Source organism: uncultured Altibacter sp., assembly GCF_963972995.1.
Classification (GTDB): Bacteria; Bacteroidota; Bacteroidia; order Flavobacteriales; family Flavobacteriaceae; genus Altibacter.
In genome coordinates, this window is the sequence record NZ_CAXAXI010000006.1 from 22413 (window position 1) to 42934 (window position 20522).

Below are 20522 nucleotides of genomic sequence, written 5' to 3' on the forward strand. Positions count from 1 at the left end.
AAACATCTTAGACTAACTTATAGTAAACATCAAACTTTGGAGATATTTCTTGATATTATTGTAGTATTTGCTTTTGCTTTCAGCTCTAGGATATTTTGGGAACTGCATAAGAGAAAAAAAACTACTAGTCTTAAGAATTTATTCAAAGCAATATCATTATTTATAGTTTTTCACTTTATTGTGTTTCCTATAGGATATGTCATTCTTATTCATGGAAATACTAACAGTATTAGAATTGAGGAAAATATCATACGTAATGAAAAAGAAATAAAGCTTACAGAGGCCTATAAATCAAACGAAGAATACGATTCTCTAAATCAGAGAGAAAATCAAAATAATGTAATTCAAGAAATTTTAAGTCTTGAGAATGATTCTCTTCATCGAATTGAATGGGCTGCAATAGACAACAAAAAACTGATTATTCTTGATTCATTCTTTATTAAAGGTTATACCCAGGGGAGGAATATACCGAGCGATGTTGTTCATAAAGTTATCACTATTTACGATAAAAACGGTAATAAGATAGTAGAAACTATTACATACAGTAAATCAAGTACTTTAGCCATTGTTTTAACTGATATTCTTAAGGAAATAGATGTTGAAAAAAGAAATTTCCATAAACGGATAAAGAAAATAGAATCTGATAAATTTTGGAGTTATAGACAAATATTACCATATACTATGAATATTCTATTTACTGATAATTTTATTCCTCATAATAAGGTAGCAAACGTAATTTACTTCATACATAGCCTAGTTATAGGTATATTTCTATTGACTTTTATGGCAAGTCTATATCAAAATTATATTGTGAGTAAAAAATAATCTTATATTTCTAAAACAGTTTATAAAAAAGAACTGAGGTAAAAACTAACGCTTTTCTGCATTAAATTTGAGACACATTTATCCTAAGCCAAATGCTACTATGCTTATACCGTGCCGTTGAACAGGATACTTCCACAACAAAAAAAAAGGGACCGTTTCCGGTCCCCTTCTGGGAAAACAAAAGCTACGCTACAACTAGGACCTGCAGGGCCTGTTCACTTTGTAGCGTTAAATAATCGCCATTCACCTGTTTGTAAAAGAACACCCCCGCTACGGTGATCGAGATCGCCGTATCCGGTAAGGGGGCTTCCAGTCCCAGATCCGTCACTAGCGGCAACGGTGCCTCGGGTGCCACCCCGGCGTCCAGATAGTCGCTATACGTCACCGCCCGTTTTATAAAGGCGGCATCGGTACGCGGTGTATAGGTCTCAGTGAGTTCATTATGACGATGATCACTCAGGACCACGGTCGCCAAGACAAATCGGTAATGCGTCGTACCGCCGGGCATTTCCAATTCGTGTGCGGGGTCAAACACCGGCACGGTCCAAGTCACCTCGTTTCGGTTCGCATCCACCACTGGCACATCAAATAAGGCCGTAAAGATGGAGTCAAAACGCTTGGCCTCGTTGAACTGGAACTCGCTAAAAAGTTCCTTGTTCGGCAACAAAACGAGATCCCGCTGTCCGGCCTTTCCGGCGACTGTGTTCAGCACCTTTCTAAAGATGCGCATCAGCCGTGCCTGTACCGTCGTGCCCCCTAACTGTTTGATAAGGGAGTTCAACGACTTTCGAAACGTGGTCGCCACCTTGGCAGCAGCCGTAAACTCGCTCATATTCTCTCGCACCCGGGCGAAATTGGGATCGGTAAGGATCCGCTCGCGGTCCACCCCGCCCTTCTTCTTTACAATATACTTTCCCCTAAGTCGGTAGAACGTAAGGTCATCGAGCGTTCCTTTGAACTTGATAAAACTTTCTTGTTTTGCCATACTTTCTAGGTATTAAAAGTTAAGCATTCAGTGCATCGGTGTGTTTGTAGCGCGGTTCTTCTTTTTTGCAACCCGTTTCCAAACACCTGTTCCGGAATCCGATAGGCCAAACATAGAGCCCAAAAGCCGGGTATGCAAATCGCGTGTCCGAGATCGACACAAAAAGACACTTTTTACCGAAATTGTCCGGTTTTGTCCGATTATGGTCACTTTGTCCGTTTTTGACACTTTTCGTCACTTTTTGTCACTTTTTGCCATTTTATGTTCCTTTGTGTCACTTTCTGTTTTCCATACACTCTCCATACACTAGCCATACAGTTACCATACAGTTACCAGCTAGTAACCTAGGGGATCGGTGAAGGGTGAATGGTGAAGAGTGAAGGGCTAATAGTGAACGGTGAGCAGGAGATGGTGAGTGGTGAAGGGTGAAGAGTGAAGGGGTTAGGAGTTAGGAGTTAGGAGTTAGGAGGGTGAATGGTGAGTGGTGAGTGGTGAAGGGTTAGTAGTGAACAGTGAGCAGTGAGCAGCCTGATGGTGAAGCGTGAATGGTGAAGGGTGAAGAGTAATTGGTTAAAATGCTTTTCGATACAATGCGCCTACGGCGCATCACTAGAAGCGACATTCGTATGATTATTCAACTTTCTTTTGCTGGTCCAAAAGAAAGTTGCAAAGAAAATGACCTTCTATCCTTTTCTTATGCATTTTGTAATGCTCCCGCATTCCAAACCACCGTAAAAACTGTGCGCTCCACGTCGTGGAGCTGAATCTCACAGCTTTTTACGCTTATGCTGAAGAAAAGGATGCTAAAACATCAGGTTTAGAAATGAATTTGAAATTGAGGGAAGTCCCTTTTACGCCAGCTTGCCTCCGACGAAGCGCCGCAGGCGATGAGAGGAAGGCACAAACAAAACTTCGAGATTCAGGAAGCCGATGTAAACGGCTGACGCGAAGTTTTGGGGGACGGTTCTCGGCATCAGATGCCGAGAAATACCTCGTAAAAGGCCTCTTTTTTTGTTTCTTTTTTGGAGGGGCAAAAAAGGAAAAAAAGAAAAACAAATAACCTTTGAAAAAGTAGAAAGAACCTAAATCTTCACAAGAGACTCCGCAATAACATCCGTTTGTTCCGGATCAATAAGAATAATAGGCTCCGAATACAGCAACGGCATCTTATCCTTATATTTTTTACGCAGCAGTTCATTGATACGTCCAAACAGCAACGATTTCGAAATACCTTTCAGTCCGTACCGTTGGGTGGTTACGATACCACCGTTTCCGTCACCGGTTCGGTAATCGAACACCTCTCGCAACATCACATTGTACAATAATTTCTCGGCTAACAGATACTCAGCGATCTCTTCCAGAAGGGCCTCATTGGTCGAGACCATTTGTAATACCATCATAGTTGTTTCGGTTTTGATCTCAAAAATAGAGCAACGAAACTATAACTTTCAAAATAAAAAGTTAAACTTTTGTATGTAATAGTATTACTATTATATATTTGTCCAAAATTTGAGTACGTGGAACAGTTACAGATACATTTTTCCATTAACCCGGAGCTCTACACCAAGAACCCGGAGTCGACCGATCTGGGAAAGAAGATCGTCGAGAATAGCATTTTGCTTATTGACGAATTGGGGTTTGAAGGGTTTACCTTTAAGAAACTGGGAGAGCGCATCGGCTCGAACGAGAGTTCTGTCTATCGCTATTTTGAAAGCAAACACGCCTTGCTCATCTATCTGGTGAACTGGTATTGGAGCTGGATGGAGTACATTCTGGTGTTTCAAACCACCAACATTCAAGACCCTAAGGTGAAGTTATTGAAGGCCATTGAGGTGCTTACCGACAAACCACAAACCGACGCCTCCTTCTCCTTCATCAATGAAAGCATCCTCTACCGAATCGTGATCGCTGAATTCTCAAAGGCCTATCACACCAAGGAAGTCGATAAGGAGAACGAAAAAGGCTATTACAAGACCTACAAACGCGTGGTTCAGCGGGTAAGCGACATGGTGCTGGAGGTAAATCCTACCTTCGAATTCCCTCACATGCTTATTTCTACCGTGATCGAAGGGGCACACCACCAACGTTATTTTTCTGAACACCTCCCCTCCCTTACCAATGTGGAAGAAGGAAAGAACAACATCCTTCGGTTCTATCAACACCTTGTTATTACTGCCATTCTATGAAAAAATCAATGACCCCCTGGCGTCGTTTTATCGGTTTGTTACAACTCGACAAACGGGATATCCGTCAGATCATCTATTATGCCATCTTCGCCGGACTCGTGGCGCTTACGCTTCCTTTGGGGATTCAAGCCATTGTGAACTTGATACAAGGCGCACAGGTAACGACCTCCTGGATTGTGCTCGTGGTGCTGGTGACCTTGGGTGTGGGTTTTCAAGGCATCTTACAACTTATGCAGTTCCGTATTCTGGAGAACGTTCAGCAAAAGATCTTTACGCGCTCTTCTTTTGAATTCGCGTACCGATTGCCAAAGATACGTATGAGTGAGCTGCGTAACAACTACCCCCCCGAACTGGTCAACCGCTTTTTCGATACCCTTACGGTGCAAAAAGGATTGTCGAAGATCGTATTGGATTTCCCCGCGGCCATCCTGCAGATCTTTTTCGGACTCATACTACTTTCCTTCTATCATCCGTTCTTTATCCTGTATGGATTTTTATTGGTAACGCTTATCTACTTCGCTTTTCGATACACCGCCCGTAAAGGACTCGAAACAAGTTTAAGGGAATCCAAAAGCAAGTACAAGGTAGCGCATTGGTTACAAGAGATCGCACGGTCTCTTATCAGTTTCAAGATCTCCGGAAGGACCAAGCTCTCCATGGAGCGCAACAACCAGCTCACTCAATCCTATTTGGAGGCGCGCGAATCACATTTTAAGGTATTGATGTTCCAGTTCTTGCAAATGATCGCCTTCAAGGTCCTTATCACAGCCGGACTCCTCATTGTGGGAGGGTTTCTGGTGCTCAATCAGCAAATGAATATCGGGCAGTTCGTCGCGGCAGAGATCATCATCTTATTGATCATTGCTTCTATTGAAAAACTTATCACGGGCCTTGAAAGCTTCTACGATGTGCTCACTTCCTTGGAAAAGATTGGTCAGGTAGTGGATAAGGAACTGGAGGAACAGGAAGGTACGGAGCCCTTTCAGCATAAAGATACGGCCCATATTGTGATTGACGACGTGGGCTATACGACCCCCGAAGGGCAACAAATCCTGAACGGCATAAGCCTGCAGCTGGAGCCTAAGGACCGGGTGCTGCTCGAAGGGAAATCGGGCTCGGGAAAGTCTACCTTGCTTAAGTTGTTATCAGGCTTGATACAACCCACCAGTGGGGACATTTACGTGAATGATTTCTCTCTGAAGGGAATGCATATCAACGTATATCGATCGCATATAGGTCAGGTACTTCCCGAACAAATGCCTTTTGAAGGTACCTTGCTGGAGAACATTACCTTCGGAAATCCGGAGATTAGTGTCGATGCCGTGAATCGTGTGATCGAACAGATAGGGCTTCAGGATTTTGTACGGAAACAATCCAAAGGAATTCACAGTGGGGTTTTTTCAGAAGGAAAGCAAATTCCCCACAGTGTATCGAAACGCATACTGCTGGCGCGCGCCATTGTTCACAATCCAAAGATCCTAATATTAAAGGATGCATTGGAGCACTTTGATAAAAAGGAAGCTGCCAAGATCATTGAATACTTGGGCCACCCGGACCGCCCGTGGCTTCTCATTACTTCCAGCTCCGATCACGACTGGAATAAGATCGCAACCAAACGCATACATCTTGAACAGGGAGAGATCTCAAAAGTGAAATCGAATTATGCTTAATATTTCTAACAATCCGGTCCCTTCTAAATCAGAAGTGGAAACGTTTTCAGCCTTTAAAAAGGCACACAGGACCAAGCACTACAAAGTGTTCAACATCTTGTTGCTGTCATCGGCCTTGTTTGGTATGATCGTGCTTTTCCTGCCATGGACACAAAATGTGTCGGGTACGGGCTTTGTGACCACACTAACACCGGACCAACGTCCGCAGACCATTCAATCCCCCATTCCGGGACGTATTGAGAAATGGTTTGTCAGGGAAGGTGATTTTGTACGCAAGGGCGATACTATTTTATTCATTTCAGAAATAAAGAATGAATATCAGGACCCGCAATTGGTGCAACGTACCAATCAGCAGCGGGATGCCAAGTCCAATGCCGTCAATTCCTATAAGGAAAAGGTAAAAGCATTGGAAGGACAGATCAATGCCATCACTACAGAACGAAAACTGAAGATCGCACAGGCGGAGAACAAGTACAAACAAGCGCGGTACAAGGTACAGAGTGACAGTGTGGATCTCATTGCCGCCAGAACGAATCAGGATATCGCACAAAAACAGTACGACCGTACGGTGATCCTTCAGCAGGAAGGCTTAAAGTCCATGGCTGAAGTCGAAGACAAACGCCTCAAGCTTCAGGAAACCGAAGCCAAGCTGTTAAGTCAGGAGAACAAACTTCTGGCAAGCAGGAATGAATTGATCAATGCAAAGATCGACATCAACAGAACAGCGGCAGAGTACGCAGAGAAGTTAAGCAAGGCGCAAAGTGATAAGTTTACGGCAAGTTCGGCACAATTCGATACCGAAGCACAAGTCTCTAAACTTGAAAATGCCTCTACCAACTACGAAATGCGTACAAAGTTGCAGTACATCGTAGCACCACAGGACGGATATATCAATAAAGCCCTCCGATCGGGTATTGGTGAAGCCTTTAAAGAAGGTGAGAGACTGGTGGGTATCATGCCTGCTAACTACGATCTTGCCGTGGAGACCTACGTCACGCCAATTGACTTACCGTTGATTCATGTAGGCGAATCCATTCGGGTACAGTTTGACGGCTGGCCGGCGATCGTCTTTAGTGGCTGGCCGGATGCGTCGTTCGGGACCTACGGCGGAAAAGTTGTCGCCGTGGAGAATTTTATTAGTCCGAATGGAAAATTCAGAGTGCTGGTAGCACCCGATCCCAAAGAAGAACCGTGGCCGCCGAACGTACGCATGGGATCGGGAGCACGAACCATAGCATTGCTGAAGGATGTCCCAATTTGGTACGAACTATGGCGAAAATTAAATGGATTCCCACCGGATTATTACCTTCCCAAGGGAACAACAGCCACAATGAACCGAACGCCATGATGAACGCTCGCACATATGGCGTTCTGCTCATGACCTTGTTGGGAGGTCTTTTGCTCCACGGCCAAGATTTGGACTTGGAAAGCCCTGCGATTCTCACATTTGAAGAATACATGGGATTTGTAAAGAAGCACCACCCCTATGCCAAGCAGGCTTCCATTAAGCTCGATATGGCCGAAGCTTCCGTACTGAAAGCAAGAGGTGCCTTCGATCCTAAGGTGGAAGTGGATTATGAACGAAAGAAATTTAAGGATACCGAATACTACGATCTGCTCAACACCACTTTTAAAATCCCAACATGGTATGGCATTGAGTTCAAAGGAAACTTTGAAGAGAATACGGGTGCTTTTATCAATCCGCAGAACACACTCCCTGAAGACGGACTCTACAGTGCCGGTGTAAGTCTTTCGCTGGCGCAAGGATTTTTGATCAACGAACGAATGGCCGCACTTAAGAAAGCAAAACTCTTCACCCAACAATCGGAAGCCGATCGGCGTAGTATGTTGAACAAATTACTGTTCGATGCGAGTACTGTTTATTTCAATTGGATGGAGGCTGTAAACGAAGCGATCATCCTTCGTTCGTTCGTGGATAACGCAACGGTGCGTCTTAAGGCCGTGGAACGCAGTGTAGAAGCCGGTGACAAGGCTAGTATAGACATCACCGAAGCGCGCATCATATTGCAGGATAGGATCCTTCAACTGGAAGCCGCCGACTTGAAACGAATGAAAGCTGCACTTGAGCTAAGTAACTATTTGTGGTTTGAGTCGGTTCCTCTAGAGCTGGAAGATTCAGTCTTACCCCAAGCTCCGAACGATAATATCCTAGCCTTATCCCAGTTGGAAGTTGATCCTAAAGATATCGTAAACGCGCTCACGAATCACCCCATCTTGGAAAGCCAAAGCGCCGCCATTGAAGGATTAAAGGTGGACCGACGTTTGTTGCGTAATAGGTTGCTGCCTAAAGTAGACCTTCAGTATAACTTCTTGTCAGAGGAATACGAACCATTGGACCAATTCAATACCGCCAACTACAAAGCCTTGTTGAACGTAAGTTTCCCGCTGTTTTTGAGAAAGGAACGCGGCGACCTTAAGTTGGCCAACCTGAAGTTACAGGATGCAACCTTTGAGCGTACGGCCACAGAAGTTTCCCTTCAGAATAAGATCGAAAGTGTGTACATGGAGATTGCTTCCTTAGAAAGACAGGTGGATCTAAGCGAAGCGATGATCACTGATTACGGTACGCTGGTTGCCGCTGAAGAACGTAAATTATTCTTAGGAGAAAGCTCATTGTTTCTTGTTAATTCACGCGAACAGAAATTGATCGATGCACAGCTAAAACAGAACGATCTCCTTGCAAAGAATTACATCGCGAAGGTAACCCTCTTTAATGTCTTGGGAACCTTAGAGCAACGTGTCCAATGATCCTCATCACCTTTTGCCACAGCTTTAACACCGCGTTAAATATCTTCTAAATATAGCCTAACAGAATGTTAGCAACGCTAGGCATTTTTCATTTCTGAAGTATCTTCATACTACGATTTAATAAACGGAGTATTAATTGAAATGTATTTGCTATGAGCACTCAGGAAAGACAAAATCGTCCAAAGGATCAGCAACAGCAGCAGAACAAGCCACAGGCTCGTAATCAGCAGCAGGATCCTAAGCAAAAGCCGCAGCCATCAAAAAATCGCAAGTAGTTTTTGCATGCTCGGTTACTTCGAGTTAGCCGAAATGAAAACTCCCCGAGTGTGTAGCACACTCGGAGAGTTTTTGTTTAGGGTCTTCATACATCAGGCATTTCGATCAATGCCTTCTTCGTTCTGTTCCCCATATTGATTGGGGTGTTTCTTCTTTTGCGGGCCTTTCTCCCTGCTGGGATCCAAACTTTTTAATTTTGGATCATCGTTTTCATTCTTTTTTTTCTTGTCCATAGAAAATCTGTTAGGCAGTATCCCGCGGTTGATGTTTCTCTCGTCGCTGTTTCTCTTGATAATTGATCTCTCTTCCATCAGATTCTTTTTCCTTATGGTTGATGGCACTTTCCTCAATTCCTTGATCGCGTTTCTTTTCTTTTTCCGATTTATGATTCTTGTCCATAATAGATAGTTTTATGATTACACCTAAAATTACAATTCAAAATAATGAATCGGTGTGTCTTTATAACTCTTTAACATCGAATGTTAAAGGCTTCTCAATTAGGAATTCCCTAAGACAGTAAGGTAATTATGTGTTGTACTTTTAATCCATAACTTAAATTTAAAAAACTATGAAAACGACACGAGAAGAAGCAAAAGAAAACATTCATGACAATCTAGTGGATAATCTACAAGGTCTCTTAGAGAAGAATTACGATGCAGAAAAAGGCTTTACCAAAGCTATGCAGAATGCCAAAGACGATCGCTTAAAATCATTTCTGAAACATCAAGCTGCGCAACGCAATCGTTTTGCCACTGAATTGGACAAAGAGATCCGATCGCTTAATGAAACGCCAAAAGAAAGCGGAAGCACCACCGGAGCGTTACACAGAACTTGGATCGACGTAAAGACTGCCTTCACCGGTAATGATGACGAGGCTGTACTGGAAGAATGCATTCGTGGAGAAAAGGCTAGTGTGGAGGAATATGAAGAAAAATTGAACGACAACCGTTTCCCTCCGCAGATTTCATCGGTACTTACGAATCAATTGAGTCAGATCAAATCAACGCTGAACACCGTGAAGAAATTGGAAGACCTGGAAGATAACTGGAGCTAGAACACAGAAGTCTTAGTAAATGCAAAAAGCCCACTCAAATTGAGTGGGCTTTTCATATCAACCAAATAATTATGAAGTTCACTTACTCCTTCACAAAACGTTTTGTATAAACAAAAGCGGCGTCTCGCAATACATTTACTTGGTATACGCCTGCTTTTAGTCTAGTGACATCAATAGCTTGATTTTCTGATACGATTACGTCTTCTGCAACGATACGTCCCAGCATATCTGTGATCTGAAGCGACGTATTACTAAGATCATATCCCGCTGCACTAAGCGTAATAAAATCGCTTGTCGGATTTGGGAATACGCGTAGTGCATTCGATCCGAATTCGTCAATACCCAAAGCAGCCGTTGGCAGTGCCAACAAATCGCCTCCTAACGGACTCGCAACGAACAACCCAAAAGCAGGTCCGTTTGAATTCTGTGAAGGATCCAAAAATCCGGAAGCCAAAACTGTCAGTGCAGCGCCGTCTAACATTAAGGTGGAGAGTGGTGCCTGATAAGCAGCCACACCCGGTTGTGACCCATCGGCCAATCGAACCTCTAGGGTATAATCTGCCGTTGGCAATTCCAAATATCCATCAAATTCTGAATAAGATATATCATCCACAATTGTTCCTGCACCCACACCTGTTTCTACAACATCTACCGTGGGAGCATCGGTGGAACCATGATGTACTAGAACATCAACATTTGCTGTATTTGAAGCAGTCTCACGACCCATGGGATAAATTTGTAAAGAGAGCGGAGGTGCCGGGTTGTATCCGGAACCGCTCACAATACCATCGGCAACTACAATATAGGTTTCGTCCGGCATAAGCGTAACCGTGACCGTTAATAACGCATCCCCTACTCCCGTGCTGTTTCCCGGGGCCACCGACAGGTCTATTGGAGAACCGGCGGGAAGGTCCAGAAAAGTAGTAGCTGTTCGAAAGGCGAAGTCATCAATCGCAATTCCACTGTTCAGATAGACATCTACTTCTGAGGCGGCAGCGTCTGCAGAATTGTGTATCACTTGTACACGGGCGGTTTGAGAAAATGCAGTTGCTGTAAAGAGCAAGACTGCGGTAAAGAGTACTAGATTTTTCATAGCTTTTGTTTTTATAGTTTCCTCAAAACTATGAAAATATCTTTTTGTTTAATGTTTTTTATAAAATGTTTAACAAAATAATGACTTGTCTTATAAGCGGTTGCTATTCAGCAACTTAATTGGTGACGGGAATAGCTGCTTCCTTGATCGCCTTAAAGCCTCCGGCTACATCCACCACATTGTGAATACCTCGACTTTTAAGGATGGAAGCTGCGATTACAGATCGATATCCTCCTGCACAATGAACATAGAACGGCGTCTCCCTTGGAAGCTCCTTAAGATGCTCATTAAGTGATCCTAGGGGTGCGTGTATGGCATCAGGAATGTGGGCTCCTTCAAATTCGTTGTCATTGCGAACATCAACAATAGGTATCTTATCAATGAGGTGTGATTTCAATTCTTCCGCCGTAATGGATACTAAGCTGTCTACTTCTTTTTCCGCAGCTTTCCAGGCCGCAATACCTCCTTTTAGATAGCCCAACGTTTTATCAAATCCTACTCGGGACAAGCGCGTCACAGCTTCTTCTTCTCTCCCTTCCGGAGCTACTAACAGGATGGGCTGTGTAACGTCTGCAACAAGAGCCCCTACCCAAGGCGCAAAACTACCATCCAATCCAATAAAAATGGAACGTGGGATATGTCCCTTAATAAAATCACTTTGATGACGCACATCTAAGACCACAGCGCCCGTTGTATTGGCCAAGTCTTCAAACGATTGGGGTGTTAGCGGCTCCGTACCGCGACTTATAATAGCGTCTATATCTTCATACCCTTCTCGATTCATCTGTACATTGAGTGGGAAATACACCGGCGGCGGCAACAGACCATCGGTTACCTCTTTGATGAATTCTTCTTTGCGCATATCGGCCCGCAATGCATAGTTCATCTGTTTCTGGTTCCCCAGTGTGTCGACGGTTTCCTTCATCATGTTCTTTCCGCAAGCAGATCCGGCGCCATGAGCGGGATAAACGATCACATCATCGGGTAAGGTCATGATCTTGCTCCGTAAACTTTCATATAGCATTCCGGCTAAGTCCTCTTGTGTGCGCTCATTCCCCTTTTGTGCAAGATCCGGTCTGCCTACATCTCCTAAGAACAAAGTATCTCCGCTAAAGATTGCATAGGGTTTTCCTGTTTCATCTTTGAGTAAATAGGTAGTACTCTCCATGGTATGTCCGGGGGTATGTAAGGCCACAATGGTAACCTTTCCCAGTTTGAATTCTTGTCCGTCTTTTGCGATAACGGCTTCGAATGTGGGATTGGCGTTGGGCCCGTACACTATTGGCGCTCCGGTTTGTTTCGATAAGGTTAGGTGTCCGCTTACAAAATCGGCGTGAAAATGTGTTTCAAAAATGTACTTGATTGTTGCCTTATCTCGCTTTGCTCGTGAAAGATAGGGTGCTGTTTCTCTCAGGGGATCAATAATGGCTACCTCACCGTCACTCTCAATATAATAGGCCCCCTGTGCCAAACACCCCGTATATAGTTGTTCGATATTCATGGTCTGAAGTTTTCAACAAATATAGCCAATGAGATTCAGCCGAAGACTTCCAGTCTCCAATTTTACTAATTTTCACATAAATTTTAGACCTAGACAAAATGCATGTTATATATTTACAACTGCTTGAAAGAAAAATAAAATGGCTTTTTTACGCATATGGATCTTTTCGATAGTACTTGTTGGATGTTCTACGGAAAAACAACAAATGGAGACACTTCGCTCTCTTGCAATAGAAGATCTCAGCACACAGCTTCAGTTACCGGAAGGTACGGTATTTCAAGAGGAGGCCATTGAAATTTCCGAAGCAAAAGACGTCGCCGAAATTGATGCCCGGTACGTCGTGACATTCACCATACGATCCCAAGATACGTATGGAACAGAAGAGGCAAAGGTCTATACACTCACCTATCAAAAGATTGGGGACGGCGGACTGGACCCTTCAGATTATGAATTAATATCCTTTGAATAATATACTATGAAATACCTGTTTTTATCGGCCATTGCAGCGCTTGCGGTTTCGTGTAATTCGGCTCAAAATTCAACTCAAACAAACAACTCTAAAACGCTAACCCGTGTGGATTATGCAAACACCATAACCGCCGAAGAACTCAAGACACATTTGTACACCTTTGCCGGAGACGCCATGGAGGGAAGAATGACAGGTAGCAAGGGGCAAAAACTTGCCGCCGAATACCTGCGCAATTTCTATATGGATACAGGAATCGCGTCTCCCATAGAAGAGAATAACTACTATCAGATCATTCCTGCAAGTTACTTTCAACGTATGAAAGAACCCAAAGCTTCCGAAAATGTCGTAGCATTTATTAAAGGTTCAGAAAAACCGGAAGAAATTATCGTGCTTTCTGCGCATTACGATCATGTTGGCGTTGGTAAGGACGGCGAGATTTTTAACGGGGCCGACGATGATGGCAGTGGAACGGTAGCAATACTGGAGATCGCTGAAGCATTTCAGCAAGCGGTAAAAGACGGTAACGGTCCAAAGCGATCCATTCTTTTTTTACACGTCACAGGAGAAGAAATAGGGTTATGGGGTTCTAAATACTATACAGACAATCCCATATTTCCGCTGGAGAATACGGTTACGAATTTAAATATAGATATGATAGGGCGCATTGATCCTGAAAGACAAGAAAATCCCAATTACGTATATATAATTGGCAGCAACATGCTTAGTCAGGAATTGCATGATCTAGCTTTCGAAGTGAATGAAACCTACAGCGATTTAGAACTAGATGAAAAATACAATAGTAAGGACGACCCTAATCGTTTTTATTACCGCAGTGATCATTATAATTTCGCCAAGAACAATATTCCGGTGATCTTTTATTTTAACGGAGTTCACGAGGATTATCACAAACCTACCGATACACCGGATAAGATAGCATACCCGTTATTGGCGAAGCGTGCACAACTCATTTTTCAAACTGCTTGGGAAATCGCAAACAGGGAAGGACGAATTATTGCCGATAAGCTCTAGGAAACTTCTAAGAACACTTAAAAACAGCCACAAAAAAAGCTTCTCATCTCCGATACTATCGGAAGGAGAAGCTTGTCTTTTTGGGTGGAAGATCGGTCTCGAACCGACGACCTCCTGAACCACAATCAGGCGCTCTAACCAACTGAGCTACAACCACCAGGTATGTTTCCCTTAGAAAACGGTTGCAAATATAACGCATTTACTACGTATGCGCAATACCATTCTCCAACAATTTTATTGCAATTTAAACAAAGAATCCACCGCAACATAGCGCTCTGCCGTAAATCCTTCGCCATGAGCCACTCCTATCAACCTGCCAAGATCTTGCGCCCTGTAGGTGATACTGTCTCTAAAGTTGGTTGAAGAAATTGGCGTTTCGGGCTCAACCGCATTTTCGCGATGAAACTGACTTGCATACGCAAAGACAGCTTCAAGCTTTTTTTCAATAAAACCGGAAACATCCACTACCACATCGGGTTCTATGTTCTTCCATTGAATATAATGATAGACCTGCTTAGGTCTCCAGGCTTTTTGATGATTGCCTTCAAAGATGGTCTCTATCTTCGCCAATCCACTTAAGAAACAAGCGTCACTAGCTAGGCGACTTCCCTTGGCATGGTCAATATGACGATCGTCTATGGCATTACATAAGACAATATCCGGTTGATATTTTCTGAGGATTTTAATGACTTCCAGTTGCGAAGCTGCATTATTCACAAAAAAGCCATCGGCAAATTCAAGATTGAGTCGTACGGAAGCCCCTAGTATTTTGGCCGCTCTCCCGGCTTCTTTATCCCGAATCTCGGCAGAACCTCTTGTCCCCAATTCGCCTCGGGTGAGATCCAAAATACCTACTTTTTTGCCATTATTAATCTCTTTGGCCAGTGTAGCACCGCAGCCCAATTCAACATCATCAGGATGTGCTCCAATGGCAAGTATATCTAATTTCATGAAAGTAATTTTTGTAATTGTTCCTTTCCAACCGTATCAAAGGCTTGTTCAAAATCGGTTATAAGGTCCTCTTTGTCTTCAATACCTACCGAAAAGCGCAATAGTCCGTCCATAATGCCTTGCTTCTTACGTTCTTCGGGAGATAACAATGCGTGAGATGTTTTGGTGGGCGAGAGGATGGTAGATTCAACACCGGCCAGACTCATGGATTGCTTCACTAATTGAAGAGCATTCATAAAGGCACCGGCGTCCACAGAATCGATCAATTCAAAAGACAACATCCCGGTGAAACCGCGCATTTGCTTTTTAGCCAATGCATGATCGGGATGCGAGGGGAGTCCGGGATAATAGACCTTAGCTACCAAGGGGTGCTTATCCAGCCATTTTGCCATTTTCTTTGCGTTCTTATTATGTGCCTTCACCCGTAATGCCAGCGTTTTCATACTTCGTTCTAACAACCAAACGGTGTAATCGCTCAGACTTCCTCCTAAGTTCTTTGCTTTATGCCATATTTTCTCGATGTGTGCTTCGCTTGCTGCAACCGCTCCTGCACAAATGTCACTATGTCCCCCCATATATTTGGTTGCGCTGTGAATGGAAATATCGATACCGAAATCCAATGGGGTTTGATTAATTGGCGAAGCAAATGTGTTGTCGATCATAGACACCAATCCGTGTTGTTTCGCAATACGGGCGATCATCTTAAGGTCGGTGATCAGCATTAACGGGTTGGATGGTGTTTCCACATAGATCACCTTTGTATTTTTCTGAATGGCCTTTGTGAAATCTTCTTCCGAAAATCCTTCGGCGAAAGTATACTCAATTCCAAATTTTTCAAATTCTTCAGAAACAAAGTTATACGTCCCACCGTACAAGGTCTTTGGCAAGACTACGTGATCGCCCTTATTTAAAAAGGCAAGCATAGCAGTGCTCACTGCGGCCATACCACTTCCGAAGATCAATCCTCGTTCGGCGTGCTCCAACATTGCAATCTTCTTACACAATGCTTCTTGATTTGGGGTGTTAAAATACCTCGGATAGCGTTTTATTTCAACATTCTCATACGCATAGGAGCTTGACATAAACAACGGGGAGATCGCTCCTTTAAATTGCTTGTCCGCAACCTCACCCACGTGAGTGCAAACCGTATTCACACCGAGTTTTTTTGTTGGCTTCATCTCAAATTTTTTGAAGCTCTAAGGTATAAATTCCTTTTAAGGTTTGCTATCTTTAGCCAATGAAAGTTTTACTTACTCACATCGAAGAACTGTTGCAAGTTCGAGACTCGGCCCCCATTATGGTTTCCGGCAAGGACATGGCGAAGCTCCCAACTTTAAAAAATGCTTGGTTACTGCTTGATGGAGATCGTATCGCAGACTACGGTAGCATGGATGTGTTACCTCAATTGGAGGTTTCAGAAACCATCGATTGCTCCGGAAAAATGGTCTTGCCAACTTGGTGCGATTCTCATACACATCTGGTCTATGCCGGCAATCGGGAACAAGAGTTCGTCGACCGCATAAATGGATTGAGCTATCAAGAGATCGCTCAAAAAGGAGGCGGTATTGTGAATAGCGCCAAAAAACTACAAGAGACTTCCCAAGAGGAGCTATACCGCCAGTCGGCAGCCCGATTGGAAGAAGTGATGCAATTGGGAACCGGTGCCATTGAGATCAAGAGCGGATATGGCCTCACCACCGAAGCAGAACTGAAAATGCTTCGGGTAGCCAAAAAATTAGCTGAGAATTATCCAATCTCGGTACGAACTACGTTTTTAGGCGCACATGCCATTCCTTCAGAATACAAAGGAGACAAAGAGGGATATATGGATCTGATCTGTAATGAAATGCTTCCAAAGGTGGCTGCTGAAAATCTGGCCGACTATGTAGACATCTTTTGCGAAGAGGGTTATTTCTCAGTTGAAGATACGCACAGACTCCTCTCTGAAGCGGCTGTATACCATCTTATCCCCAAGATTCACGTCAACCAATTCACGGCGTTGGGTGGGATCGCCATGGGTGTTCAACACAATGCGTTAAGTGTCGATCACCTCGAAGTACTCACCGAAGCTGATATCGCCGCCCTTCATGGCAGTAAGACTATGCCTGTCGCACTTCCCTCCTGCTCCTATTTTTTAAGCATCCCCTACACCCCGGGACGTAAGCTCATTGATTCCGGGTTACCGCTAGCGCTTGCCACAGATTACAATCCGGGTTCGACACCAAGCGGGAATATGAACTTTGTAGTGGCCACTGCCTGTATCAAAATGAGACTAACACCGGAAGAAGCCATCAATGCAGCTACCATTAACGGTGCCTATGCTATGGGCCTCAGCCAAACACATGGCAGCATTACAAAAGGAAAAAAGGCAAGTATCATTATTACCAAGGAGGTTCCTTCCTACGGCTATCTCCCCTACGCTTTTGGTAGCAATCTAATCGATACTGTAATTATAAATGGAGAACGGTTATGAGCACGGTGACCTTTTATGCTGAAGATGAGGTTCGTTCGCTTGTAAATAAGCGAGACGGAGAAGTGAAGTTTGGAGAGGTTCTGTCGATCGCCCATGATTGGCAAAGCCTTCAAAACAGCAAGCATCCGTATGTATTGCTGGGTATTCCTGAAGACATTGGTGTTCGTGCTAATTTCGGAATTTCAGGAACTTCCCAAGCATGGACACAAGCACTGCGAGTGTTGTGTAATATTCAGCAGAATGAATTCACGCAAGCCGAAAAAGTATTACTATTGGGTGAGATCGATTGCCGAGACGAAGTAAGTGCGCTAGGCGTTGTTGCAAAAGATGATGCATTGAACACGCAACAATTAGGTGCTTTGGTATCCAATATAGATACTAAAGTTGCGGAAGCGGTAGCTGCTATAATTAAAACAGGTAAAATTCCCATCCTTGTTGGCGGCGGACATAACAACAGTTACGGTAACTTAAACGGAGCCAGTACAGCCTTGGGCGGCCCTCTCAATTGTATCAATTTTGACGCCCACACCGATTTCAGGGCCTTGGAACACAGGCACAGCGGCAACGGATTCTCTTACGCATACAATGAAGGGTATCTGGAAAAATATTTTGTTTTTGGATTGCACCGAAATTATACCTCACAATCGGTGTTCGACACTATGAAAAAACATAAGGACCGTATCCAGTTCGCACTCTTCGACTCACTTCTTCAGGATAAAGGCAATTCCTTTGAAGTATTTTTACAAAAGGCAGATACCTTTTGTGGACAAAAACCATTTGGACTGGAATTGGACATGGATGCCATTGCAGAGATGGGCAGCAGTGCGCAGTCGCCCAGCGGGTTTTCGGTGACGGAAGCGAGACACTTCTTACGCTATTTTTCTAAAAAAGAACACTGCATTTATATTCATATTTGCGAAGGAAATCCGAAAACAGAATCTTTTCCTAATCAAGTTGCAAAGACCATTGCTTACTTTATAAGCGATGTGCTTTCCGGTGAAACATCATGATACGTTCCTTTAAGCCTCAATACAAACAACACTTCTACGACCTTAACGTCGAGTGGCTGGAAACGTTCTTTTACGTAGAGGATTTTGACAGGGAAGTGTTACGCAACCCCGAACATTACATACTTGATCCCGGAGGACACATTTTCTTTGCTATAGAAGAGGATCGCGTATTGGGCACGGTAGCACTATTAAAGAGAGCAGAAGGGATCTATGAGCTGACCAAAATGGCGGTGCGGCCGGAGGAACGCGGTAAAAAGATTGGTCAAAAACTCATGCAACACTGTATCGACTTTGCCAAGGTGCAGCAGTTTAAGAAACTCTTCTTGTACTCTAACACTAAATTAGCAAACGCTATTTACATCTATCGAAAATACGGGTTCATTGAAATTCCGGTGGAAGCGAACAGTCCTTATGAGCGAAGTAATATCAAAATGGAACTTCTGCTTTCATAAAATAGTGTAACACAGGCATCTATTTTCTGAAAAATTTGTAATTTCAGAAAAAACTAACACCTATGCACAAAATAAGCATTCTTGCCTGCGTCGCCATTGCCTTTGTTTCCTGTAACAATAAGAATACTACTTCAGGAAAAGACAGCGCCATTGTAGTGGACAGTACGACACTTGATTTCGAGCCTCAGGAAGTCGCATTCAATATTCAACCCATTTCCCATGCCACTATGGTATTAACTTGGAATGGAAGTGTAGTATATATCGATCCTGTGGGCGGTATGGCTGCTTTTGAAGGACAAGCGGAGCCGGATATTATTCTGGTGACCGATATACACGGTGATCACTTTAATATTGAAACCTTAGAAATTGTTGTAAAAGAGAAAACACATCTCTTTGCCCCGCAGGCGGTTGTGGATGAACTTCCTGAAGCGCTTCGGAAAAAAACCATGGTTCTTAACAATGGAAATTCAGCAAACAAACTTGAGTTCACAATTACGGCGATTCCCATGTACAACCTACCGGAATCAGAAGACAGTCGGCACCCTAAAGGACGTGGCAACGGCTATGTGATCGAAAAGGACAAGCGCCGCGTTTACATCTCCGGTGACACCGAAGATATTCCGGAAATGCGCCAATTGGAGAATATCGATATAGCGTTTGTATGTATGAATCTTCCCTATACTATGACTGTAGAGCGTGCCGCCGATGCGGTGCTGGATTTTAAACCCGATACGGTCTATCCTTATCATTATCGCGGGAAAGATGGGCTTAGTGATGTCGACAAATTCAAAAGATTGGTCGAAATGGAAAACCACGATATAAAGGTAACTCAGTTGGACTGGTACCCAAAAAAATAAGGATATGAAAAGCCGGCATTTCGTTTTCTTGTGCTTGCTGGCCACTTCCTTCGGTTTTGGACAGCAAGTGGCAGATTCATTATACAATCCTCCCATCTCAACACCTGCATACCAAAAAGGAACAGGTCCTGTTATCTTTATTGACGAGGGCCATTTTAATTTTCATACGAAGGGAGGCCGGTACAAAGCGTTTGCAGATCTTTTAGAGCGAGACGGCTATACTGTTGAAAGTTACAAAGGAAACTTTACCAAAGAAAGTTTACAAAAAGGAAAGATTCTTGTCATTTCCAATGCACTAAATGAAAAGAGCATCGGAAATTGGGTCAACCCTACCTTATCTGCTTTTACGAACGAGGAAATTGAAATAGTAAAAAACTGGGTGGAAGAAGGTGGAAGCCTCTTCTTGATCGCAGATCACATGCCATTGGCCGGTGCAGCAGCAGGCCTTGCTTCTGCCTTTGATATTGAATTCACCAATGGGTTTGTATTTGATACCATCTCGCAAGGCCCTGCATTCTTCAATCGAAAGGAAGGGAGCCTTATTGCAAACACCATCACAAATGGAAGGTTCAACTCTGAAAAAGTAACAGAGGTTGTTAGTTTCACAGGTCAGGCATTTCGGTCCAACGCTCCCATAAAAGAAGTGCTGGTATTGGACGAACGCTACGTAAACCTCCTTCCCGATACGGCCTGGGTCTTTCATAAAAATACGCCAAGACGTAATACGAATGGCTGGTTACAGGGCGCCTACCGAAAAGTTGGAAAAGGCCGCCTCGTGGTCTTTGGGGAAGCCGCCATGTTCTCGGCTCAATTAGCCGGACCGGAACAAGAAAAGATGGGAATGAACAACCCCATCGCGCCGCAGAACTACCAGCTACTGTTAAATATCATTCATTGGTTGGATGGCAAGTTATAGAACATG

At 43.7% G+C, this 20522-nt stretch carries 22 protein-coding genes and 1 tRNA gene; 14 read left to right on the plus strand and 9 right to left on the minus strand.

The window, feature by feature from the left end:
- The first annotated feature begins 36 nt into the window (after nucleotides 1-36).
- Nucleotides 37-825 (plus strand): hypothetical protein, encoded by a 789-nt coding sequence (locus tag AACZ11_RS03795; RefSeq protein ID WP_290628170.1) that lies wholly within the window; start codon nucleotides 37-39, stop codon nucleotides 823-825.
- A gap of 184 nt (nucleotides 826-1009) precedes the next feature.
- Here AACZ11_RS03795 and AACZ11_RS03800 read toward each other — a convergent pair whose 3' ends face one another.
- Nucleotides 1010-1810 carry a hypothetical protein gene (locus tag AACZ11_RS03800; RefSeq protein WP_290628168.1) on the minus strand — a complete coding sequence of 267 codons (801 nt, stop codon included), beginning with the start codon at nucleotides 1808-1810 and terminating at the stop codon, nucleotides 1010-1012.
- Nucleotides 1811-2564: 754 nt separating this feature from the next.
- Between AACZ11_RS03800 and AACZ11_RS03805 the strand changes: the two genes are divergently transcribed.
- Nucleotides 2565-2870, plus strand: coding sequence for a hypothetical protein (locus tag AACZ11_RS03805; protein ID WP_290628166.1), 306 nt, complete (start codon nucleotides 2565-2567; stop codon nucleotides 2868-2870).
- 22 nt (nucleotides 2871-2892) lie between these two features.
- Here AACZ11_RS03805 and AACZ11_RS03810 read toward each other — a convergent pair whose 3' ends face one another.
- Nucleotides 2893-3210: a hypothetical protein gene (locus AACZ11_RS03810; RefSeq protein ID WP_290628164.1), complete on the minus strand. Its 318-nt coding sequence runs from the start codon at nucleotides 3208-3210 to the stop codon at nucleotides 2893-2895.
- A gap of 117 nt (nucleotides 3211-3327) precedes the next feature.
- Here AACZ11_RS03810 and AACZ11_RS03815 point away from each other — a divergent pair, with 117 nt between their 5' ends.
- From AACZ11_RS03815 to AACZ11_RS03830, 4 genes are read left to right on the plus strand one after another with little or no spacing between them, the layout of a single operon-like run.
- Nucleotides 3328-3996 carry a TetR/AcrR family transcriptional regulator gene (locus AACZ11_RS03815; RefSeq protein ID WP_290628162.1) on the plus strand — a complete coding sequence of 223 codons (669 nt, stop codon included), beginning with the start codon at nucleotides 3328-3330 and terminating at the stop codon, nucleotides 3994-3996.
- Nucleotides 3993-5666, plus strand: coding sequence for an ATP-binding cassette domain-containing protein (locus AACZ11_RS03820; RefSeq protein ID WP_339831531.1), 1674 nt, complete (start codon nucleotides 3993-3995; stop codon nucleotides 5664-5666). Before AACZ11_RS03815 ends, AACZ11_RS03820 begins: the two co-directional genes overlap by 4 nt.
- Nucleotides 5659-7014 carry a biotin/lipoyl-binding protein gene (locus tag AACZ11_RS03825; protein ID WP_290628157.1) on the plus strand — a complete coding sequence of 452 codons (1356 nt, stop codon included), beginning with the start codon at nucleotides 5659-5661 and terminating at the stop codon, nucleotides 7012-7014. The genes AACZ11_RS03820 and AACZ11_RS03825 overlap by 8 nt, the downstream gene beginning before the upstream one ends.
- Nucleotides 6936-8435 (plus strand): TolC family protein, encoded by a 1500-nt coding sequence (locus AACZ11_RS03830; RefSeq protein WP_290628155.1) that lies wholly within the window; start codon nucleotides 6936-6938, stop codon nucleotides 8433-8435. Before AACZ11_RS03825 ends, AACZ11_RS03830 begins: the two co-directional genes overlap by 79 nt.
- 368 nt (nucleotides 8436-8803) lie before the next feature.
- On the opposite strand, the gene AACZ11_RS03835 is transcribed toward AACZ11_RS03830, so the two are convergent.
- Both AACZ11_RS03835 and AACZ11_RS03840 read right to left on the minus strand, forming a co-directional pair.
- Entirely contained in the window at nucleotides 8804-8944 is a 141-nt protein-coding gene (locus AACZ11_RS03835; RefSeq protein ID WP_290628153.1) for a hypothetical protein, read from the minus strand.
- A gap of 10 nt (nucleotides 8945-8954) precedes the next feature.
- Nucleotides 8955-9110: a hypothetical protein gene (locus tag AACZ11_RS03840; RefSeq protein ID WP_290628151.1), complete on the minus strand. Its 156-nt coding sequence runs from the start codon at nucleotides 9108-9110 to the stop codon at nucleotides 8955-8957.
- Nucleotides 9111-9279: 169 nt separating this feature from the next.
- Here AACZ11_RS03840 and AACZ11_RS03845 point away from each other — a divergent pair, with 169 nt between their 5' ends.
- Complete coding sequence (locus tag AACZ11_RS03845; RefSeq protein WP_290628148.1) at nucleotides 9280-9765, plus strand: PA2169 family four-helix-bundle protein; 486 nt, start codon at nucleotides 9280-9282, stop codon at nucleotides 9763-9765.
- Nucleotides 9766-9847: 82 nt separating this feature from the next.
- On the opposite strand, the gene AACZ11_RS03850 is transcribed toward AACZ11_RS03845, so the two are convergent.
- On the minus strand, nucleotides 9848-10858 hold the full coding sequence (locus tag AACZ11_RS03850) for a DUF4397 domain-containing protein (protein WP_290628146.1): 1011 nt from the start codon (nucleotides 10856-10858) through the stop codon (nucleotides 9848-9850).
- Between the two features lie 115 nt (nucleotides 10859-10973).
- Nucleotides 10974-12359 carry an MBL fold metallo-hydrolase gene (locus tag AACZ11_RS03855; protein WP_290628144.1) on the minus strand — a complete coding sequence of 462 codons (1386 nt, stop codon included), beginning with the start codon at nucleotides 12357-12359 and terminating at the stop codon, nucleotides 10974-10976.
- A gap of 139 nt (nucleotides 12360-12498) precedes the next feature.
- Here AACZ11_RS03855 and AACZ11_RS03860 point away from each other — a divergent pair, with 139 nt between their 5' ends.
- Nucleotides 12499-12828 carry a hypothetical protein gene (locus AACZ11_RS03860; RefSeq protein ID WP_290628142.1) on the plus strand — a complete coding sequence of 110 codons (330 nt, stop codon included), beginning with the start codon at nucleotides 12499-12501 and terminating at the stop codon, nucleotides 12826-12828.
- Nucleotides 12829-12834: 6 nt separating this feature from the next.
- A complete protein-coding gene (locus tag AACZ11_RS03865) occupies nucleotides 12835-13857 on the plus strand; it encodes a M28 family metallopeptidase (RefSeq protein WP_290628140.1) in 1023 nt (340 codons plus the stop codon).
- Nucleotides 13858-13939: 82 nt separating this feature from the next.
- Here the strand turns inward: AACZ11_RS03865 and AACZ11_RS03870 are convergent.
- From AACZ11_RS03870 to AACZ11_RS03880, 3 genes are all read right to left on the minus strand, one after another.
- Nucleotides 13940-14015 (minus strand) — tRNA-His (locus tag AACZ11_RS03870).
- A 76-nt stretch (nucleotides 14016-14091) separates the two neighbouring features.
- Nucleotides 14092-14808 (minus strand): bacillithiol biosynthesis deacetylase BshB1, encoded by a 717-nt coding sequence (gene bshB1 / locus AACZ11_RS03875; RefSeq protein ID WP_290628138.1) that lies wholly within the window; start codon nucleotides 14806-14808, stop codon nucleotides 14092-14094.
- The gene (locus AACZ11_RS03880; RefSeq protein WP_290628136.1) at nucleotides 14805-15986 is read right to left on the minus strand and encodes a PLP-dependent aspartate aminotransferase family protein; all 1182 of its coding nucleotides are present in this window, start codon (nucleotides 15984-15986) and stop codon (nucleotides 14805-14807) included. The genes bshB1 and AACZ11_RS03880 overlap by 4 nt, the downstream gene beginning before the upstream one ends.
- A 59-nt stretch (nucleotides 15987-16045) precedes the next feature.
- On the opposite strand from AACZ11_RS03880, the gene hutI reads away from it, so the two are divergent.
- From hutI to AACZ11_RS03905, 5 genes are all read left to right on the plus strand, one after another.
- Nucleotides 16046-17281, plus strand: coding sequence for an imidazolonepropionase (hutI, locus tag AACZ11_RS03885; RefSeq protein ID WP_290628134.1), 1236 nt, complete (start codon nucleotides 16046-16048; stop codon nucleotides 17279-17281).
- Complete coding sequence (locus AACZ11_RS03890) at nucleotides 17278-18291, plus strand: formimidoylglutamase (RefSeq protein WP_290628132.1); 1014 nt, start codon at nucleotides 17278-17280, stop codon at nucleotides 18289-18291. Before hutI ends, AACZ11_RS03890 begins: the two co-directional genes overlap by 4 nt.
- A complete protein-coding gene (locus AACZ11_RS03895) occupies nucleotides 18288-18743 on the plus strand; it encodes a GNAT family N-acetyltransferase (protein ID WP_290628130.1) in 456 nt (151 codons plus the stop codon). Before AACZ11_RS03890 ends, AACZ11_RS03895 begins: the two co-directional genes overlap by 4 nt.
- A gap of 62 nt (nucleotides 18744-18805) precedes the next feature.
- Nucleotides 18806-19600, plus strand: a complete 795-nt coding sequence (locus tag AACZ11_RS03900) for an MBL fold metallo-hydrolase (protein WP_290628128.1) — start codon at nucleotides 18806-18808, stop codon at nucleotides 19598-19600.
- Nucleotides 19601-19604: 4 nt separating this feature from the next.
- Nucleotides 19605-20516: a DUF4350 domain-containing protein gene (locus AACZ11_RS03905; protein ID WP_290628127.1), complete on the plus strand. Its 912-nt coding sequence runs from the start codon at nucleotides 19605-19607 to the stop codon at nucleotides 20514-20516.
- The last annotated feature ends 6 nt before the right edge of the window (nucleotides 20517-20522 follow it).

Bases quoted from the DNA above. Each gene is read 5' to 3' on its own strand.
- AACZ11_RS03800 (WP_290628168.1), bottom strand. From the start codon at position 1,810: ATGGCAAAACAAGAAAGTTTTATCAAGTTCAAAGGAACGCTCGATGAC.
- AACZ11_RS03810 (WP_290628164.1), bottom strand. From the start codon at position 3,210: ATGATGGTATTACAAATGGTCTCGACCAATGAGGCCCTTCTGGAAGAG.
- AACZ11_RS03820 (WP_339831531.1), top strand. From the start codon at position 3,993: ATGAAAAAATCAATGACCCCCTGGCGTCGTTTTATCGGTTTGTTACAA.
- AACZ11_RS03825 (WP_290628157.1), top strand. From the start codon at position 5,659: ATGCTTAATATTTCTAACAATCCGGTCCCTTCTAAATCAGAAGTGGAA.
- AACZ11_RS03830 (WP_290628155.1), top strand. From the start codon at position 6,936: ATGGCGAAAATTAAATGGATTCCCACCGGATTATTACCTTCCCAAGGG.
- AACZ11_RS03835 (WP_290628153.1), bottom strand. From the start codon at position 8,944: ATGGACAAGAAAAAAAAGAATGAAAACGATGATCCAAAATTAAAAAGT.
- AACZ11_RS03840 (WP_290628151.1), bottom strand. From the start codon at position 9,110: ATGGACAAGAATCATAAATCGGAAAAAGAAAAGAAACGCGATCAAGGA.
- AACZ11_RS03845 (WP_290628148.1), top strand. From the start codon at position 9,280: ATGAAAACGACACGAGAAGAAGCAAAAGAAAACATTCATGACAATCTA.
- AACZ11_RS03850 (WP_290628146.1), bottom strand. From the start codon at position 10,858: ATGAAAAATCTAGTACTCTTTACCGCAGTCTTGCTCTTTACAGCAACT.
- AACZ11_RS03855 (WP_290628144.1), bottom strand. From the start codon at position 12,359: ATGAATATCGAACAACTATATACGGGGTGTTTGGCACAGGGGGCCTAT.
- AACZ11_RS03860 (WP_290628142.1), top strand. From the start codon at position 12,499: ATGGCTTTTTTACGCATATGGATCTTTTCGATAGTACTTGTTGGATGT.
- AACZ11_RS03865 (WP_290628140.1), top strand. From the start codon at position 12,835: ATGAAATACCTGTTTTTATCGGCCATTGCAGCGCTTGCGGTTTCGTGT.
- bshB1 (WP_290628138.1), bottom strand. From the start codon at position 14,808: ATGAAATTAGATATACTTGCCATTGGAGCACATCCTGATGATGTTGAA.
- AACZ11_RS03880 (WP_290628136.1), bottom strand. From the start codon at position 15,986: ATGAAGCCAACAAAAAAACTCGGTGTGAATACGGTTTGCACTCACGTG.
- hutI (WP_290628134.1), top strand. From the start codon at position 16,046: ATGAAAGTTTTACTTACTCACATCGAAGAACTGTTGCAAGTTCGAGAC.
- AACZ11_RS03890 (WP_290628132.1), top strand. From the start codon at position 17,278: ATGAGCACGGTGACCTTTTATGCTGAAGATGAGGTTCGTTCGCTTGTA.
- AACZ11_RS03895 (WP_290628130.1), top strand. From the start codon at position 18,288: ATGATACGTTCCTTTAAGCCTCAATACAAACAACACTTCTACGACCTT.
- AACZ11_RS03900 (WP_290628128.1), top strand. From the start codon at position 18,806: ATGCACAAAATAAGCATTCTTGCCTGCGTCGCCATTGCCTTTGTTTCC.
- AACZ11_RS03905 (WP_290628127.1), top strand. From the start codon at position 19,605: ATGAAAAGCCGGCATTTCGTTTTCTTGTGCTTGCTGGCCACTTCCTTC.